The organism is Streptomyces sp. NPDC005962 (genome assembly GCF_040629205.1).
Lineage (GTDB): Bacteria > Actinomycetota > Actinomycetes > Streptomycetales > Streptomycetaceae > Streptomyces.
Genome location: NZ_JBEXVE010000010.1, coordinates 102,983 through 120,379, shown reverse-complemented (window position 1 = coordinate 120,379; position 17,397 = coordinate 102,983). Strand labels below are relative to the sequence as shown.

The following is a 17,397-nucleotide window of genomic DNA, read 5'->3' as shown; positions in this document are numbered from 1 at the left end:
GACCATGACCGAACTGTCCAAGGACGACATCCGGAACGCGGCCGCCGAGGTGCTCGCGGTGGCCCCCGAGACGATCACCGATTCGGCGAATCTGATCACCGTCGGGATGGATTCCATCCGGATGATGCGGCTGGCGGGCGGCTGGCGGCGCACCGGTTCGGCCGTGACCTTCCGCCAGCTCGCGGAAGATCCGACCGTGGAGCGCTGGCACGCGCTGCTGACCGCCCACCGGGCCACGCCGCAGGACATCACCTCGCAAGACACCACCTCGCGGAACACCACCCCGCAGGACACCGCGCCGCCCGCGGTGGATACGGAGCGGCCGCCGGTCGACGCCGCCGCGCCCTTCGGCCTCACGCCCGTACAGCGGGCCTACTGGATCGGCCGCAGCGAGGGGATGGCCCTCGGCGGCGTCGGCTGCCACGCCTACCTCGAACTCGACGGCACCGCCATCCGGCCGGACCGGCTGGAGACGGCCGTACGGCGAGTCCTCGCCCGGCACGGCATGCTGCGCGCCAGGTTCCTGGACGACGGACGGCAGCAGATCCTCCCCCTCAGTCCATGGCCGGGACTGCGCGTCCACGATGTCACGGCGTCCGGCACCGACAAGGCCGAGCAGCACCTTGAGGAGCTGCGCGCGAGCCTGTCCCACCGGGTGCTCGACGTCGCCGCGGGCGAGGTGTTCGACGTACAGCTCTCCCTGCTGCCGGACGAGGCCACCCGTATCCACGTCAACATCGATCTGCTGGTGGCGGACGTCGCCAGCATCGAACTGGTCCTCGCCGACCTCGCGACGGCATACGCGGACCCGGAGCGCTTGGGCGCGGAGCCCGGGTACGGCTTCCCGCAGTACCTGGACGACTACCGCGCCTGGTGCGGCGCCCCCGGCGCGGCGGACAGCCCGCTCGCCGTGGCACGGGAGTTCTGGCGCGGCAAGCTGTCCGAACTCCCCCTCTCCGGCCCCGCGCTCCCCCTCGCGGTACGCCCCGAGGACGTCACCAGGCCGGTGTTCTCGCGCCGCGGCTTCCTGCTCGACGCCGCCGACTGGGAGCGCGTCACCCGCCGTGCCCGCGAGCACCGACTGACGTCCGCGATGGTCCTGGCGACCGCGTACGCCGAGGTGCTGGGCGCCTGGAGCACGGAGCGGGACTTCCTGCTCAACGTGCCGCTGTTCGACCGGCAGCCGCTGGACCCGGCGGTGAACGGCATGGTCGCCGACTTCACCAACCTCGTGCTGCTCCGCGTGGACGTCCGGCGGCCCCTCCCCTTCGCGGAGCGCGTACGGGACCTCCAGCGGCAGCTCCAGGAGAACGCCTCGCACGCCCAGTACTCCACCCTGAGCGTGCTGCAGGACCTGCGCCGGGCCAACGGCGGGAAGCGGGCCGCCGCACCCGTGGTGTTCGCGTGCAACCTCGGCTCGGCGTTCGTCCGCCCCGAGGTGCGGGCGGAGCTCGGCGAGTGGAACTGGATGCTGTCCCAGACACCGCAGGTCTGGCTCGACCACCAGGTCTACAAAATCGGCGGCTCGGTGCTGCTGGCCTGGGACGCCGTGGACGAACTGTTCCCGGCCGGGCTGCTGGACGACATGCTCCGCTCCTACCAGCGGCTGCTCACCGCGCTGGCCGACGAGGACAACGACTGGTCGGAACCGGCCGCGGTGTCCACGGCGGGCGTGCCCGCACAACACTGAAACAGAAAGCCGTGAACGGACCCGACATGAACCACTTCCTGCTCGCTCCCCGATGGTGGGCCATCAATCTCTTCGTGGCCCTGGCCGTGCCCTTCTGCCTCTTCATGGGCAGTTGGCAGCTCGACCGCTTCTCGGCGCGCGTCGAATCCCATCAGGAGCAGCGGAAGGGCCGGGACGCACCGGCCGCACCGCTGACCGGCATGCTGCCCGTCACGACGGACACCGTGGGGCGGCTCGCCACGGTCACCGGCCGGTACGACCCCGGCGCGGAGTTCCTCGTACCGGACCGGCGACTGGAGGGCGAGCGCGGCTTCTTCGCCCTGTCCGTACTGCGTACGGAGGGCGGGGCCGCGCTGCCGGTGGTCCGCGGCTGGCTTCCCGGCACGGCCCGGGCGGCCGGGGTGCCCGCCCCGCCCACGGGCACGGTCACCGTCACCGGTGTGCTGCAGGCGCCGGAGAATCAGCGCACCAAGGGCGTACGGGTGGGCGGCCTCACGCCGGGCCGGATCGGCATCATCAGCGCGGCCTCGCTGGTCAACGTCGTGCCGTACGAGGTGTACGACGCGTGGATCACCCTTGCCGAGACGGGCGGCGGGCTCCGTGCGGTGCCACCGGCCGCCGTGCAGCGCACCGGGCTGGACCTCAAGGCGTTCCAGAACCTCGGCTACACCGGGGAGTGGTTCGTCTTCGCGGGCTTCGTCGTCTTCATGTGGTTCCGCCTCTACCGCCGGGAGCGGGAGGACGGGAGCGGCGCGGCGGACAACTGCCCCGCCACCGTCGGCACTCCAGACGCTCCCGCAGCTCCCGCTCTCCCCGTCAAGGCCGGGCCCGTCCTCGCCCCGGCCCGCGCCGACAGCCGTTCCGCCGATGCCCGCAAGGACCGCACGCTGAAGATCGCCGGGGGTGTTCTCGGCGCCGTGTTCCTCGCGTTCGTCGCCTGGAGCGGCACCGCGTACCTGTCGGGCCGGGACTACAGCGGTGAGCTGGTCACCTTCGAGGTCGTGTCGGACACCTCGGCCCGGGCACATCTGTCGGTCCGCAAGGACACCGGCACGGTCGTGGTGTGCACGCTGCGTTCGCTGTCGGAGGCGGGTGGCGAAGTCGGCCGCAAGGACGTCAACTTCGCGGAGCGGCGGGACAGCGTGGACAAGCTCGTGGAACTCCGTACGACGGGCCGTGCCACGGCGGTCGAGCTGGTCGGCTGCCAGGACGCGGCGGCGGGCTGACCGGCCGACCCATCAGTGTCCGTCGGCCTCGTGGCGTCCCACGGCGCGCAGAGCGGCGTCCAGCGCCTCGGCGTCCTCGGCGGACATGTGCTCGACGAAGCGCAGCAGCGCCGTCTTCCGGTCGGCGCTGCTGCCCAGCGCGTCCTGCATCAGCCCCACGGTGTAGTCCTCGCGGCTGCGTACGGGCTCGTACGTCCAGGCCCGCCCGCTCTTCCAGCGCATGAGCCAGCCCTTGCGGTACAGCGTGTCCGCCACGGTCGTCACGGTCGTGTAGGCCAAGGGACGGCTCGTGTTGATGTCGTCGACGATCTCGCGCACGGTTGCGGGCTGCCCCCAATCCCACAACCGGTTCATGATCTCGGCTTCCAGATCTCCCAAGCGTCGCATGAACGTGAGCGTAATCGCTCAGGGTTACCCGATCGGGGCCTATTCGGCCTCGATGCCGGTGATGGCGGCCTTGCCCATCGGCGCCGTGTCGCTGGTGTATCCGGCGTCGAGGAGGGCGCGTGCCGCGAGGTTGCGGGCGTTCCTTTCGGCTTCCCCGCTGTCTCCCGCCTCGACTTCGAGCCGGACGGTATACGTCGAGTTCTCTGTGTCGACGCTCAGCACATCGAGTTCGGCGGCCGGTTCGAAGTCGGTGCGGCCGGGGTCGGCGGACCTGAGGCCCTTGATGAGCCGGCTGCGGGCGTCCTCGGTCAGCGGGCTCATGAAGGTGCCGGGGAGGGTGACGACAAAGGTGGTCATCTGGACAAAGGTAGCGGATCAGTGGCCTCGGCTGGGCCTGATCCGCCAAGGATGAGCGTGCGCAGCAGGTCCGCGACGAGTGCGGCGGCGTCCGAGAGCGGCTGTACCTCGGGGGTGCACAGGGACATGGCGGTGCGCAGCCGGGCGTCGGCGAACCGGTAGGCGCGTATCTCGTCGGGGGCGAAGTGGGTCCTGGCGGCGGTGAGCGGCAGCACCGTGGCGCCGAGGCCGCTCACCACGGCGTCCCGCAGCACCATGCCCGTCTCGACCTCCGCGACGACCGAGCAGTGCAGCCCCGCTGCGTGGAAGGCGGCGTCGGTGATCCGCCGGACGGTGTGCAGCTCGTTCGGCAGGACGAAGCCCAGTCGGCTCGCCTCCTTGAGCGTGACGGTGTCACCACGGCGCGCGACGGGCGGGATCTTCGCGCTGGTGATCAGGTGGAAGTCGTCCTCCAGGACCTGCTGGACGACGAGCCCCTTCACATAGCCGGGGTCGTAGATGAGCGCCATGTCCACTTGGCCGAGCAGCACCGCCTGGCTCATGACCACCGTCAGGTTCTGGATCAGCTGGAGGTGGATGTTCGGATACCGTTCGCGCACCATCCGCAGCAGCGGCACGGCCAGGCCCGGCGCCATGCTGTACGAGGCCAGGCCGACGGTCACCAGTCCGGCCGGGGTGTCGCTGCCCGCGTGCAGGTCGATCCGGGCGGCCTTCTCCAGCCGGAGAATGCCCTGCGCGTAGCGGTAGAGGGAGCGTCCGGACGGTGTCACCTCCACCCCGCGCCCGGTGCGTTCGAGCAGGCGGGTCTTGACGTCGTTCTCCAGCGCCGAGATGTGCTGGCTGAGCGCCGATTGCGTGATGTGCAGCGAGTCCGCGGCCCTGGTGATGTTGCCGATGTCCACCACGCGGACGAAGTAGGCGAGCCTGCGGGTGTCCATCGCACTCCTCCTCGCCGGTCGCCGGCACCGACCACGGCGGCCCCGGCCACGCGGCACGAGGCACGCAGGTGAACCTACCTTTCGTGACCGGCCGACGGAACAGGTGAGCGGGCGCGATGTCCGGCGACCGGCGAGGGCCGTTCACTCCTCGACGACCAGCCCCTTGGCCTTCAGCTTCTCCACGAGGCCGTGCACCTCGATCAGCGACGCGTCCCCGCGCCGGTGCCGCGCCCGGATGCCGGCCTCGTGGTCCTCCCGCTGCTGGCAGAGCCGTACGACCTCCTCGGCCTCCGGCGGGTCGACCACGACGATGCCGTCGGCGTCGCCGCGCAGGATGTCGCCGGGCCGGACGATCTGCCCGCCGATGGAGATCGGGCGGTTCACCGGGCCCAGGGTCTCCTTGACCGTTCCCTCGATGCAGACCGTGCCGGAGAAGACGGGAAAGCCGAGTTTGCGCAGGTCAGCACTGTCGCGCACGCCGGAGTCGGTGACGAACGCGGCCAGCCCCTTGCTCTGGCACGCGGTGGCGAGCACATCCCCGAAGGAACCCGCCTGCTCGAACTCCGAACCGGCGACGATCACGACGTCACCGGGCTGTGCGTAGGAGATCGCGACCTGGACCATGATGTTGTCGCCCGCCTGCGCGTCGACGGTGAAGGCGGGGCCGCAGAACGACATGGCGGGGTCGACGGGCTTCAGCCGGTGCGCCAGCGCGCCCTTGCGCCCCTGCGCCTCGTGGATGGTGGCGGCGGAGAACCGGCCGAGCGCGGCCACCACGTCCGCGGACGGGCGGTCGATCTTGGTACGGACATGAATCATGTCGGTTTCCTTTCGTTCGGGGCTTCTCGTCGTTCGGGGCTTCTCGCGGTGGGCTTAACGCTGGGGGTCGTCGGACATCCGCAGCACCGTCTTGGACGACCGGGAGGCGTCCGCCGCACAGCCGAAGGCCTCCGCGGCGTCGTCGATGCCGTACTCATGGCTGAGCACCGCGTCGAGCGAGGGGTCCGCGGCGAGGACGGCGATCGCGGTGTCGAGTTCGGTGTCGAAGCGCTGCGAGCCGTACAGGGCGATCTCCTTGGCGATGACCGTCGACATGGCCACCGGCACCGGTTCGCGCGGCAGCATGCCGAGCTGGAGCACGGCCCCGCCGGGGCGCACCGCGCGCAGCGCGGTGGCGAGCGAGGGCACGGCGCCCGCCGCCTCGACCACGACGTCGAAGGAGGACTCCGGGACGGCGCCTCCGGCGGCCAGGTTCAGGGTCTCCCCCGCTCCGACCGCCGCCGCGACCGTGAGCGGGAAGTCCTGGAGGTCGGCGGCGACGATCTCGGCGGCGCCCGCGTGCCGGAGTCCGGCGATCGCGAGGGCGCCGATCGGCCCCGCGCCGCTGACCAGCGCCCGCGCACCCCGTACCCGCTCGCCGAGCTGCGCCACCCCGTGCAGGGCGACGGCCAGGGGTTCGGCGAGTACGGCCCGGCGCAGCGGGAGTCCGTCGGGCAGCGGCCGCAGCTGTCCGGGCAGCACCTCCAGCAGCTCGACGAAACCACCCTGGGTGTGCGGCTGGGTCGAGGCGCTGCCGAGGTACGTGCCGCCGGGGCGCAGATGCAGCCCCGTGGCGCCGGTGGCGCCGGGCGGCGCGCAGGGCGTTGCCGGGTGGAGCGCGACGCGGGTGCCGACGGCCGGGGCGTCGTCCCGTACGTCCTGGCCGGTCCGCGCGACGACGCCGACGACCTCGTGGCCGAGCACCAGTGGCTCGGTGACGGTGTACGGACCGTTGCGGCCGTCCGCCGCGTAGTGCAGGTCCGACCCGCAGATGCCTCCGTAGACGATGCGGACCGCGACCCGGTCCGGCGCCACCCGGAGGTCGGGCAGCGCGTCCACGCGCAGGTCCCCCGGTCCGTGGACGACGACGGCTTTCATGTCGGTGAAGCTCCTTTCAGCGGTGCGGGTTCAGCGGCCGAGGTAGCCGCCGTCGACGGGGATCACCGTCCCGTGGATGAACCGGGCGGCGTCGGACGCGAGGAAGAGCGCGGCCCCGGCGATGTCCCGCGCCGTGCCCCACCTCCCCGCCGGGATGCGTTCGAGGATCTGGCGGTTGCGGGTCTCGTCGGCGACGAGCGCGGTGTTCATCTCGGTGGCGATGAACCCCGGCGCGATGGCGTTGACCCGGACGCCCTTCGGCGCCCATTCGTTGGCCACCGACTTCGTGAACTGCCCGACGGCGCCCTTGGACGCGGCGTACGCGGAGGCGGTGAACCCGCCGGTGAAGGAGAGCATCGACGCCAGGTTGACGATCACCCCTGCCCCGCGTTCGAGCATCGGGCGGCCGAACGCCTGCGTCAGCTCCACCACCGTGCGGACGTTGAGCTGCTGCACCCGGTCCCAGTCGTCGAGCGGGAAGTCCTCGACGGGGTGGCGGATGTTGAGCCCCGCGTTGTTGACCAGGATGTCGACCCGGTGGTCCCGCAGCACCTCGGCCGCGGCGGCGCGCACCCGCGCCGGGTCGCCGAGGTCCGCGACCACCGGTACGTACTTTCCCGTGTGCGCGGCGGCCTCGCGGCGGTGGATGCCCACCACGGTGGCGCCGTTGCGCAGATAGAGGTCGGCGATGGCGTGCCCGATGCCACTGCTGGCTCCGGTGACCACGGCGGTCTTGCCGGTCAGGTCGGCGGTGAACGGAACGTCGTTGTCCACTGTGGCTTCCTCCGTGGTGGCCTCGTCGTGTGTCATGCGATGTGCGACCCGCCGTTGACGTCGTAGGTGACGCCCGTGAGGTATCCGGCGTGCTCGCTCAGCAGGAAGGCGATGACCGCCGCCACATCGCGTACGGTGCCGATCCGCCCGACGGGCAGCTCCTGGAGCAGCACGGCCTTGCGTTCGTCGGACAGCGGGCCGCCCATGATGTCGGTGTCGATGGAGCCGGGCGCCACGGAGTTGGCGGTGATGCCGTACGGTCCCAGCTCCCGGGCGAGCGTGCGGGCGAAGCCGAGCAGCGCGGCCTTCGAGGCCGAGTACGCGGCGCGCCCGTACACACCGCCGCCGCGTTCGGCGGAGGCGGACGAGACGTTGACGACGCGGCCGAGCCGGTGCCCGGCCATGATCTTCGCCGCGGCCTGGGTGACGTGGAAGGTGCCGTTGAGGTTGACATCGATCACCCGTTGCCATTCGGCCTCCGAGACCTCCAGGAACGGTACGGGCGAGCTCACCCCGGCGTTGTTGACGAGGCCGACGAGCTGCGGCAGCGCCTCGTCGACCCGGTCCACGGCCGTCTGGACCGCGCCCCGGTCGCGGATGTCCACGCCGATGCCCAGGCAGGGCACACCGTGTTCGTCCCTGAGACGGGTGGCGAGGTCCTGGCAGGCCTCCTCGTCCAGATCGAATACGGCGACCGACCAGCCCTCGGCCGCGAGCCAGGCGGCGGTCGCCCGGCCGATCCCTCGCTCGGAGGCGGCTCCGGTGACGATCGCGGTGCGTTCACGGGGGAAAGCCACGGTTCTCCTGTCGTTACGGTCGGGTGGGGACGGTCGGTGGGTGCGGGCGGTCAGCGGGAGCGCGGGAGGACGCGCCGGAGGTAGGCGGCGTTGGTGGCGCCCACGCTCAGGCCGTCACCGCCGTAGTGCTCGACGACGAACGCGCCGCCGAACCCGTGGGCGATCGCGTAGCGGACGGCGGCGCGGTAGTTCACGATGCCGAGTTCGAGCGGGGCCGGATGGGTGAGGACGGTGCCGGTGGCGGGGTCCTCCAGCCGCGCGTAGTTCTTGATGTGCCAGTAGTTGGTGCGTGGCGCGGTGACCGAGACCAGGTACTCCCAGGAGTCGACCGGCCGTTGCTGCCGGATGAGGTTGCCGAGGTCGGGGTTGAGCCCCACCGCGTCGTGGCCGATGTCGTCGAGGAAGCGGATCGCCTCGTCGGCGCTGCCCAGATACGTGTCCTCGTACAGCTCCAACGACAGCTCCACGCCGGCGTCGGCGGCGTGGTCGCCGAGTTCCCGGAAGCGGCGTACGGCCAGGTCGCGCACCCCGGGGTCGGCCGAGGCCACGTCCCCGGGCACCGTCCAGAACCACAGCGCCCGCTGCTGCTCGGCGGTCAGGGTGTCGTGGAGTCCGAGGCAGACGATGTCCGCGCCGAGGGCGGCGGCCGCGTCGATGGTCCGGTGCGAGAAGGCGAGGTTGCGCTCGCCCCGCTCCGGGTGGATGACGCTCTGCCGGACCACGCCGACCCCGGGCACCGCGAGCCCGGCGTCGTCCAGGACCTCGCCGAGCGCGGTCAGCCGGGCCGGGTCCAGGTCGCCGAGCGGCAGCCAGGCGGTGGACAGTTCCAGGTGGGTGAAGCCCTCGTCGACGACGGGCTGCAGGAGTCGGCGCCACTCGTCGGGGTCCAGCTTCTCCACCGGGGTGCCGTCCGCCGCGTGCGGCGGGAACTGGAGCATGGCGGCGGCGATCGGCCAGTCCTCGGGCGTGTGGGGCACGGCGAGCCGGGACGGCACGGCCAGGGACGGCCGCTCGGTGTGCACGGGTGTCTTATCCAATGCGAAGACCTCCGTTGATGTTGTAGGTCGCGCCGGTGATGTACCCGGCGTCCTCGCCGAGCAGGAACTCGATCAGCGCGGCGACGTCGCGCGTCGTACCGAGCCGCCCGACCGGCAGCTGCGCCAGGAACGTGGGCTTGCGGTCGTCGGTGATGCGGCCGCCCATGATGTCGGTGTCGATGGTGGCCGGTGCGACCACGTTGACCGTCACTCCCTGCGAGGCCACTTCCAGCGCGAGCGCGCGGCTGAACGCCTCCATCGCGCCCTTGGACGCGGCGTAGGTGGACTTGCTGTACGTACCGCCACCGTTCTGCATCGCCGTCGACCCGAGGCTCACCACCCGGCCGTAGCCGCGCTCCACCATGCCGGGCACGACGCGCTTGCTGACGACGAAGGTGCCGGTGGCGTTGATCCGCATGACGCGTTCCCAGGTGGCCAGGTCCACGTCGAGGAAGGAGAGCGGCGAGCTGATGCCCGCGATGTTGGCCAGCGCGGTGACGGGCGGCAGTTCCGTCTCGAACGTGGCGACGGCGGCGTCCACGGAGGCGGGGTCGGCGATGTCCGCGACCACACCGGCCGCCGCGACGCCGTGTTCGGCGCCCAGCGCGGCGGCCACCTTCTCGACCTCCGCGTCGACGTCGAGCAGGCCGAGGCTCCAGCCCGCGGCGGCCAGCCGCGCCGCCAGCGCGCGGCCGATGCCGCGCTCCGACGCCGCTCCGGTGATGACCGCCGTGCCGCGCTGCCCGGGTTCGTGGTCCGTCATGTCGTGTCCCTCTCGTCGTCGTGTTCGTTGGAATGGCCCCAAGTGCCTTGTGGGAAAGGGCCGTTGACCGTCTCGTCGGGATGCTCGCCACGGCTCACCGCGATCAGCGAGGCCATCACGCTCGCCGAGACGGCGGCGGTGTACTGATCCGTCCAGCAGAGCGAGTGCGGGGCGAGGATGACGTTGTCCAGCCCGGTCAGCGGGCTGTCCGCCTTCAGTGGCTCCTCGGTGAACACGTCCAGGCCGGCCCCGGCCAGCCGCCCGTCCGACAGCCGCGCGGTGAGCGCCCCCTCGTCGACCACCACGCCCCGCGAGACATTGACCAGCCGGGCGGTCGGCCGCATCAGCGAGAGTTCGCGCTCCCCGATGAGACGCCGCGTACCGGAGTTCGCGGCGACGGTGACCACCACATAGTCGCTCTCGGCCAACACCCCTTCCAGGGAACGGAGTTCGATGCCATTTTCGACCGCCTCACGGCCGCGGTCGCTCCGGTTGTACGCCAGCACCCGCAGCCCCTGCGCACGCACCCGGCGCGCGGTTTCCAGGCCGATACCGCCCAGTCCGACGATGCCCACCGTCGCACCGGTCAGCCCCGCGCCGCGCCACACCCCGCGTTCCGCCCACCGCCCCTCCCGTACCAGGCGGTCCTTGACGACGAGGTGGTGCGACAGCGCGTACAGCAGCGCGATGACGGAGTCGGCCACCGGCCTTCGTACCGCGGCGGCCGTGTTGGTCACCAGCACCCCGCGCCGGGCGCAGGCATCGGTGTCCACGGCGTCGAAACCGGCGCCGAAGCGCGCCACGTGCCGCAGCCGCCCGGAGACCGGGATGGACTCGGCCGAGACCCGCTCGTGGCCCAGTACGAGGACCGCGTCCGCCGCTTCGAGCTGGTCGGGCCGTAGCTCCTCGACCTCCTCGTCCAGCACCCGCCACGCCAGCCCGGCGTCGGTCAGCCGGGACAGTCCGATATCGCCGAAGACGGTCGTGCCGTCCCGCTCGGCATAACCCCGGGTGACCACGACCTGGTACGCCACGATGTCACCCGTTTCCCTGAGAACCGGCGGCGGTGGAAAGACCGTCGATCGCCTCGATGTCCGCCGGGGCGAGTGCGAGCGCGACGGCCGACAGGTTCCGCTCCATCCGGTCCCGGTGCGCGGACTTCACGGTCACGGCGACCCGGTGGTGCAGGTTCCAGGCCAGGACCACGTCGCGTGCCGAACGGTCGTAGCGCCGCGCGATATCGGCGAGCACCGGGTGGTCGAGGTCGGTGCTGCGCAGCGGGCTGTGCGCGCTGAGCACCACGCCGCGCTCGCGCAGCGCTTCGGCGAAGTCCGCGTCGTAGTCGCCCGGACCCCACTGCACCTGGTTGACGGCGGGATACACCCCGGTGGCCTCGTGCAGGGCGTCGATGAGCTCGATGGAGTAGTTGCTGACGCCGATGGCCCGTACGAGCCCCTCGTCGCGGGCGCGGAGGAACTCGCGCCAGCTGCTGACGCCCGGGAAGCCGCCCGGTGGCCAGTGGATCAGCCATAGGTCGGCGTAGTCGCAGCCGAGCGCGGTGAGGCTCTCCTCCAGCGTCAGCCGTTCCCGGCCGACCTGGTCGGGCGGCATCTTGGTGGTCACGAACAGTTCGGACCTGGGCAGGCCGCACGCCGTGAGCGCCGCGCCGACGGCGGCTTCGTTGCGGTAGCGGGTGGCGGTGTCGACGAGCCGGTAGCCGACCGAGAGCGCGGTCAGCACGGCCTCGGTGGCCGTCTCGCCGCGCATCGGATGGGTGCCGAAGCCGAGCAGCGGCATGACGCGGCCGCCCGCGTCGGCCGTGGGCACCCGGCCCGCTCCGGGCCGGAGGTTTCCGGGCTGGAGGGTCGTATCCATGACGGTTCTCCTCGTTGAGTGGTGGCGGGCCGGTGTCGGCGGGGCGGTTCCGGCGGGGCGGTTCCGGCGGGTCAGTGCAGTTCGACCAGGCGCAGTGGCGTCCGCGCCTGCGGCTCCGCGCCCGAGGCGGTCACCACGGCGGTCTCCGCCAGCTCGACCGCGCCGCCGCCCGGCGCCGTGACCCGGGTCCGTACGCCGAGCACCATGCCGGGCTGGGCGACCACCGCGCTGTCACGCGGCAGCGGTGGCGCCGCCGCGCCACCGCGCAGCGTGACGATCCGGCATGCCGCGGTATGCCCGGCGGCCTCGCGGTCGAACGCCTCGTAGCCCTCGCGGAGCGGCTCGCCCGGCCGCAGCGCGGCCAGCAGCGAGGCTGTCGCGGCGGCAGAGGTGTCCCCGGCGGCGCGCAGCGGGGCGTCGGGCTTGCCGAGTACGGCGCTCGCGGCGGCGTATCCGGCGACGCCCTCCAGCAGGGGGTGCAGGACGTAGCGGACGGGTGTCCCGGCGATCAGCCGGGCGGTGCCGGGGTCGTGGCCGCGGACGGTCACCAGATCCGATCCGGCCGCCGGGCCGTCCGTACCGCCGTCGCCGCCGTACGGGTCGTACCAGCCCAGCAGGCCACCGGCCCGGCGGATCGAGCGGTCGACGTTGCCCGACAGTTCCCGTACGTCCATGCCGACGCACAGGTGGTCCATGACCGCGGTGTAGCCGACGGCGGCGAGTTCGGCGGCCGCGGCGAACGCGGGCAGTTCACCGGGCCCACAGCTCGCCAGCTCGGCGAAGAGCAGGTCGGCGGCGGGGCGCAGCCGTATCCCGGCGGGGACGGACGCCTCCCACGGCAGGGCGGCGTCGGCACCGACGGCGCCGTCGGCCACACCGCAGGCGTGCAGCGCGGCGGTGAGGTCGCCGTCCGCCGCGCTCGCCACCGTGCCGTCGGTGGTGAGCAGGACGGCGGCACCGTCGGCGAGGCCGGGAGCCGATCCGAGGGCGTACCGGCGCCCTCCGGGCGAGGTCAGCAGCAGGGCCGCGAGGCCCGCCTTGTCCATCTGTTCGCGGAGCCGGTCCAGCCCGGTTCCGGCCTGGCGCGTGGCCGTTGTCGCCACGGGACCACCGTCCTTCCGAATGTGCGGGGCATGTGCGGGGATGTACGGGTGCGGGTCAGCGCTTGAGCGGTTCGAAGGCCGTCTCGCGGATGCGCAGCGCGGCGAACCCGGCCGCGGCGGAGGTGAGGACGAGGTAGAAGGCCGGAATCCAGGTGCTGCCGGTCGCGACGATCAGCGCGGTGACGAGCAGCGGGGCGGCGCCACCGAAGATCGCGGTGCCGATGTTGTAGCCGAAGCCGTAGGCCACGGTGCGGATGCGGGTCGGGAACAGCTCGGCGAGCGTCACCTGCATCACCCCGTTGGTACCGGCGAAACACAGCGCCATCAGGACCGCGCCGACCGTCGCCAGGGCGAAGGACCCCTGTGTCAGCAGCCAGTAGCAGGGGAAACCGATGACGACCATGCCGAACGCCGAGACGGCGAGCATCCTCTTGCGGCCCACCCGGTCGGAGAGCCGCCCGGCGTACAGCACGGCGAACGTGCCGACGGCGAGCATGATGCCCGTGACAAGCAGGCCTTCCAGCGCGGAGAAGTGCATGTCGTTCTTCATGAACGAGGGCATGTAGATGAACAGGATGAAGTAGCCGGAGCTGTTGAACAGCGGCAGCACGATCGTCATCAGCATCGCGCGGCGGGATTCCCGGCCGGAGAAGGCCTCGCGGAGCGGGCTGCCGGTCACCCGGCCCTCCTCCTCGGCCTTGGCGAACTCGGGCGATTCGTCGGCCAGGCGTCGCACGATCAGGCCCAGGACGCCCAGGGGCAGGGCGAGGAGGAACGGCAGCCGCCAGCCCCAGGCCTCCATGGACGAGCTGCTGAGCACGGCGGTGAGCAGGGCGGTGAACATGGTGCCGAGCAGCATCGCGATGAACGTGGCGGCGTTGGCGTAGGAGACCACCTGGCCCCGGCGCCCCTCTCCGGCGTGTTCGGCGAGGAACGAGTTGCCGTTGCCGACCTCGCCGCCCATCGCGAAGCCCTGCACGAAGCGCAGCAGCACCAGGGTGATCGGCGCCCAGGCGCCCGCCACGGCGTAGCTCGGCAGGGCGCCGACCAGGCCGGTGGACAGGCTCATCATGATGATGAGCACCAGCAGGACCCGCTTGCGGCCTATCCGGTCGCCCCACGACCCGGCGACCGCGGCGCCCAGCGGGCGGAAGAAGAACGGGATGGCGAAGGCCAGGAACGTCAGCAGAACACTCGTGGCGGGGGCGTCGCTGGGGAAGAACACGACCGCGAGCGTCCCGGCCACGAAGCCGTAGACGGCGTTGTCGTAGAGCTCGATGAAGACGCCGATGAGGCCACCGATGATCGATGCTCTCGTCGCTTTCGTCTTCGGCGCCGGGGGCCTCTGTGCGACCGGCGGGGCTTCGGAGACCTTGCTGTTCACGGGGACTACCTTTCTCAGAGGTGACGCCATTGTCACCGGAAGGAAATTTATGGCCGTCGGGCCGCCAGGGGGGAGGGGGCGGGCGGAATTCATGGGCGTCGGAGCAGGGATACCGAATGCGCGAGTCCGGAGACTGCCTCTCGAATGGTGTCGGAGTCCAATGCGAAGCTGGCCCGGAAATGGCCGGGGCAGCCATAGGCGTCACCGGTGATCACCACGACGCCGGAGGTCTCCAGGAGGTGCTCGGCGAAATCGGCGTCGGAGGCGAGCGCCGTCCCCGAGGGGGTCACGGCACCCGTCAGCGCGGACGCGTCGGTCCATACGTAGAAGCCGCCGCGGGGAACCGACGGGCGCAGCCCCTCGATCGCGTCGAGCCCGGACACGAGCAGGTCCCGGCGCTCGCGGTAGATCGCCACCGTACGGTCGATGAACCCCCGGCCGCCGTCGAGCGCGGCGCCCGCGGCCGCCTGGCTCACCGACGACGGGCAGGAGGAGCTCTGCGACTGGAGCGTGCCGATCGCCCCGCACAGCGACGCGGCCCCGGCGCCGTAGCCGATCCGCCAGCCGGTCATGGCGTACGCCTTGGACACGCCGTTGACCAGGAAGATGCGTTCCCGCAGGTCGGGGGCGACGGTCACGGCGCTGGGGACCGGCTCCGCGCCGAAGTTGATCTCGTCGTAGATTTCGTCGCACAGCAGCGAGACATGCGGGTGCGCGCGCAGGACATCGGCGATCTGCCGCAGTTCCTCCTCGCTGTAGACCGCGCCGGTGGGGTTGTTGGGCGTATTGAGCACGACCCATTTCGTCCGGTCGGTGATGGCCGCGCGCAGCCTGCCCGGGGTGAGCTTGTACCCGTCCGCAGCGGTGGCGGCGACGACCACGGGACGCCCGCCGTTCACCGTGACCATGTCCGGGTAGGACACCCAGTACGGTGCCGGGACGATCACCTCGTCGCCCTCGTCGAGGGTCGCCACGAACGCCAGGAAGATCAGCTGCTTGGCGCCGCCGCCCAGGCAGATCTCGCCGGTGCCGTAGGAGTGTCCGGTCTTGCGCCGCAGCCGGGAAATGATCGATTTCTGCAGAGCGGGCGTGCCGTTGGCCGAGGTGTATTTCGTCTCGCCCTCGCGAATTGCCGCGATCGCCGCGTCCTTCACATGGTCCGGCGTATCGAAATCGGGCTCACCGATCGTCAGCGGAAGAATTTTGCGGCCCGCCGCCTGAAATGCGCGCACCCGGTCCGCGACCCGGGAACTGGGCGATTCCCTGACGCGCGACATCCGCTCGGCCAGGACGGGGGTCCGCGGTACCTCGGGAAAGGACATCCCTTTCCTCCTTCGATGGTGCGAGTGCGATGGATGCAAGGTGTCGAGATGAGAGTGCGGGTGTCAGGAGAGTGCGGTGTCAGGAGAGTGCGGGTGTCAGGAGAGTGCGGCGAAGGCGGTGCGGGCGCGGAGCGCGACCCGGTCCAGGAGCCGCCGTCGCTCCAGATAGGCGACGGTGGCGGCGGCCGCGCTGGTCCGGCGGAAGCGGATCTCCTGCCCGGGCCTGAGCTGCGCCGCGACATCGAGGGCGCGCGAGGTGAGCACCGCGAGCACCGGGTAGCCCGCGGTGATTCCCCGGCCGCGCATCAGGACAAGCAGCTCATCGCCCGCGGGGACCTCGACCGCCCCGACCGGCACGCCCCGCGAGAGCACCTCGCCGGTGACGGAGCGCTGCGGCACATGCCCGGCCACGCGGAGGCCGACATGGTTGATCCGTGGGGTGACCGTGTACGGCGAGTCGAACAGCCGCTGGAGCCCGGTGCCGAACTCCGCGGCGTCGGGTCCCTCGATGACCTCCAGCACCGCGGGCACCCGGCCGATGTCGCGGGGGATGCCGAAGTCGAAAACGGTGGCGCCGAAGGCCCGGTTGACCAGCGGTGGATGGGAGCGGTGCAGGGAGAGGGACATCCCGGAGGTCACCGGGGTGCCGAACTCGATCATCGAGTCCGGCGCACAGCTCCCCATCAGCAGGGGCACGTCGAACGACCCGTGCACGGCGACGTACGCGCGCAGTCCCGTCTCGGCGATGCCCACCCGGACCGTCTCCCCCGCCCGCACCGACAGCGGTGACCACGCGGGGTGCGGCAGGCCGTCGACGGCCGGTTCGGCGGGCGCGCCGGTGACGGCCATGAGGACGTCGTGGCTGGGCCGGAACGTGACACCGAAACCGGTGGCCTCGATCAGCGGCGCGGTCGGCGCGTTGCCGACCAGGGCGTTCGCGGCGCGCGCGGCGAACTGGTCGAGTGCGCCGTTGACCGCCAGCCCGCGCGCGGGGCCGGAGGCGCGGCCGAGATCGGTCACCACACACGCCGTCGCGGCCTCCACGTACAGCTCGGGGCGGTCAGTCATGGTTCCGGTAGCGCATCGGGACGCCGAGCAGACCGGCGTACGTGGCCTCGTCCACGGGGAAGAACCGGACCCGGTCCCCCGGCCGGTACGGCACGACGGCCTCGCCGCCGTCGGCCCCTCCTGCCCCACCGGTCCTATCTGAGCCATCCGTCCGCAGGATGGTCAGCGGCGTACGGCCGATCTGCCGCCAGCCACTCGGCGCGGCGACGGGCCCGATCACCGCCTGACGTCCCGCGACGGAGATCGCGCCCGGCGGCACCCGCAGCCGGGGGGTGGCGAGCCGGGGAACCGGGACCCCGAATTCCGGACCGTCCGTCATGGCCGACGCGGCGGGCCCGCCCAGACAGCGGATGAGATGTTCCTTCGCGCAGACGAGGCCGACGACCTCCGCCACCGGGACACCGACCACACCGGCGACCCATTCCAGGTCGGGACCCGCGTCGCCGCCGAACAGCACCGGCACGTCGATCACGCCGGGGGACGGCACCGCGCTCCCCACGCAGGGGGCGGCGTCCCAGGAGCGGATGTACGACATGATCGCGTCGCCCGTGGTGTGGTACGGGTCGAACTCCACGAGCACCGCGTCGTACGTCGGCACGGCGGACACCGTGGGGTGGATCTCGCCACGGTTCAGCCATCCCGCGAGCCGGTGCACGGCCGCCCACACCTCGTCGGTGTCCTCGCCGTCGACGGTGACCCGCAGCGCGGCGTCGCCGCACGGCGATATCCCGATCGTGGGCGTTGTCCGCATGGCCGTCC

The 17,397-nt window shown here is 71.8% G+C and carries 18 protein-coding genes and 1 pseudogene; 3 read left to right on the top strand and 16 right to left on the bottom strand.

What is annotated here, in order from left to right; all coding sequences use genetic code 11:
- The first annotated feature begins 4 nt into the window (after window positions 1-4).
- The 3 genes and pseudogenes from ABZ370_RS18815 (at window position 5) to ABZ370_RS18805 (ending at window position 2,916) form a co-directional block, all read left to right on the top strand.
- Window positions 5-1,690, top strand: a complete 1,686-nt coding sequence (locus tag ABZ370_RS18815) for a condensation domain-containing protein (protein WP_358621866.1) — start codon at window positions 5-7, stop codon at window positions 1,688-1,690.
- 26 nt (window positions 1,691-1,716) lie between these two features.
- A pseudogene (locus ABZ370_RS18810) lies at window positions 1,717-2,430 on the top strand (SURF1 family protein); the annotation flags it as partial.
- Window positions 2,431-2,577: 147 nt separating this feature from the next.
- On the top strand, window positions 2,578-2,916 hold the full coding sequence (locus tag ABZ370_RS18805) for a DUF4307 domain-containing protein (protein ID WP_358622275.1): 339 nt from the start codon (window positions 2,578-2,580) through the stop codon (window positions 2,914-2,916).
- A 12-nt stretch (window positions 2,917-2,928) separates the two neighbouring features.
- Here the strand turns inward: ABZ370_RS18805 and ABZ370_RS18800 are convergent, their stop codons facing one another.
- The 16 genes from ABZ370_RS18800 to ABZ370_RS18725 all read right to left on the bottom strand — a co-directional run bounded on the left by ABZ370_RS18800 (window position 2,929) and on the right by ABZ370_RS18725 (window position 17,389).
- On the bottom strand, window positions 2,929-3,303 hold the full coding sequence (locus tag ABZ370_RS18800; protein ID WP_358621864.1) for a BlaI/MecI/CopY family transcriptional regulator: 375 nt from the start codon (window positions 3,301-3,303) through the stop codon (window positions 2,929-2,931).
- Window positions 3,304-3,342: 39 nt separating this feature from the next.
- Window positions 3,343-3,660, bottom strand: coding sequence for a hypothetical protein (locus tag ABZ370_RS18795; RefSeq protein WP_358621861.1), 318 nt, complete (start codon window positions 3,658-3,660; stop codon window positions 3,343-3,345).
- Complete coding sequence (locus tag ABZ370_RS18790) at window positions 3,657-4,598, bottom strand: LysR substrate-binding domain-containing protein (RefSeq protein ID WP_358621859.1); 942 nt, start codon at window positions 4,596-4,598, stop codon at window positions 3,657-3,659. The genes ABZ370_RS18795 and ABZ370_RS18790 overlap by 4 nt, the downstream gene beginning before the upstream one ends.
- Before the next feature lie 141 nt (window positions 4,599-4,739).
- Window positions 4,740-5,417 (bottom strand): 4-carboxy-4-hydroxy-2-oxoadipate aldolase/oxaloacetate decarboxylase, encoded by a 678-nt coding sequence (locus tag ABZ370_RS18785; RefSeq protein WP_358621856.1) that lies wholly within the window; start codon window positions 5,415-5,417, stop codon window positions 4,740-4,742.
- Window positions 5,418-5,471: 54 nt separating this feature from the next.
- Complete coding sequence (locus tag ABZ370_RS18780; protein WP_358621854.1) at window positions 5,472-6,515, bottom strand: L-idonate 5-dehydrogenase; 1,044 nt, start codon at window positions 6,513-6,515, stop codon at window positions 5,472-5,474.
- 30 nt (window positions 6,516-6,545) lie between these two features.
- Window positions 6,546-7,325 (bottom strand): SDR family oxidoreductase, encoded by a 780-nt coding sequence (locus tag ABZ370_RS18775; RefSeq protein WP_358621852.1) that lies wholly within the window; start codon window positions 7,323-7,325, stop codon window positions 6,546-6,548.
- The gene (locus ABZ370_RS18770; protein WP_358621849.1) at window positions 7,322-8,086 is read right to left on the bottom strand and encodes an SDR family NAD(P)-dependent oxidoreductase; all 765 of its coding nucleotides are present in this window, start codon (window positions 8,084-8,086) and stop codon (window positions 7,322-7,324) included. Before ABZ370_RS18770 ends, ABZ370_RS18775 begins: the two co-directional genes overlap by 4 nt.
- 50 nt (window positions 8,087-8,136) lie before the next feature.
- Window positions 8,137-9,123, bottom strand: a complete 987-nt coding sequence (locus ABZ370_RS18765) for a sugar phosphate isomerase/epimerase (RefSeq protein WP_358621846.1) — start codon at window positions 9,121-9,123, stop codon at window positions 8,137-8,139.
- Entirely contained in the window at window positions 9,116-9,886 is a 771-nt protein-coding gene (locus tag ABZ370_RS18760; RefSeq protein WP_358621843.1) for an SDR family oxidoreductase, read from the bottom strand. Before ABZ370_RS18760 ends, ABZ370_RS18765 begins: the two co-directional genes overlap by 8 nt.
- Window positions 9,883-10,920: an NAD(P)-dependent oxidoreductase gene (locus ABZ370_RS18755; protein WP_358621841.1), complete on the bottom strand. Its 1,038-nt coding sequence runs from the start codon at window positions 10,918-10,920 to the stop codon at window positions 9,883-9,885. The genes ABZ370_RS18760 and ABZ370_RS18755 overlap by 4 nt, the downstream gene beginning before the upstream one ends.
- Window positions 10,921-10,924: 4 nt before the next feature.
- Complete coding sequence (locus tag ABZ370_RS18750) at window positions 10,925-11,761, bottom strand: aldo/keto reductase (RefSeq protein ID WP_358621839.1); 837 nt, start codon at window positions 11,759-11,761, stop codon at window positions 10,925-10,927.
- Between the two features lie 71 nt (window positions 11,762-11,832).
- Entirely contained in the window at window positions 11,833-12,864 is a 1,032-nt protein-coding gene (locus tag ABZ370_RS18745) for a M24 family metallopeptidase (protein ID WP_358621836.1), read from the bottom strand.
- A gap of 55 nt (window positions 12,865-12,919) precedes the next feature.
- The gene (locus ABZ370_RS18740) at window positions 12,920-14,248 is read right to left on the bottom strand and encodes an MFS transporter (protein WP_358621834.1); all 1,329 of its coding nucleotides are present in this window, start codon (window positions 14,246-14,248) and stop codon (window positions 12,920-12,922) included.
- An 89-nt stretch (window positions 14,249-14,337) separates the two neighbouring features.
- A complete protein-coding gene (locus tag ABZ370_RS18735) occupies window positions 14,338-15,570 on the bottom strand; it encodes an aminotransferase class I/II-fold pyridoxal phosphate-dependent enzyme (protein ID WP_358621832.1) in 1,233 nt (410 codons plus the stop codon).
- Between the two features lie 96 nt (window positions 15,571-15,666).
- Window positions 15,667-16,638, bottom strand: a complete 972-nt coding sequence (locus ABZ370_RS18730) for a biotin-dependent carboxyltransferase family protein (protein ID WP_358621830.1) — start codon at window positions 16,636-16,638, stop codon at window positions 15,667-15,669.
- Window positions 16,631-17,389, bottom strand: a complete 759-nt coding sequence (locus ABZ370_RS18725; protein ID WP_358621828.1) for a carboxyltransferase domain-containing protein — start codon at window positions 17,387-17,389, stop codon at window positions 16,631-16,633. Before ABZ370_RS18725 ends, ABZ370_RS18730 begins: the two co-directional genes overlap by 8 nt.
- Window positions 17,390-17,397 lie beyond the last annotated feature (8 nt).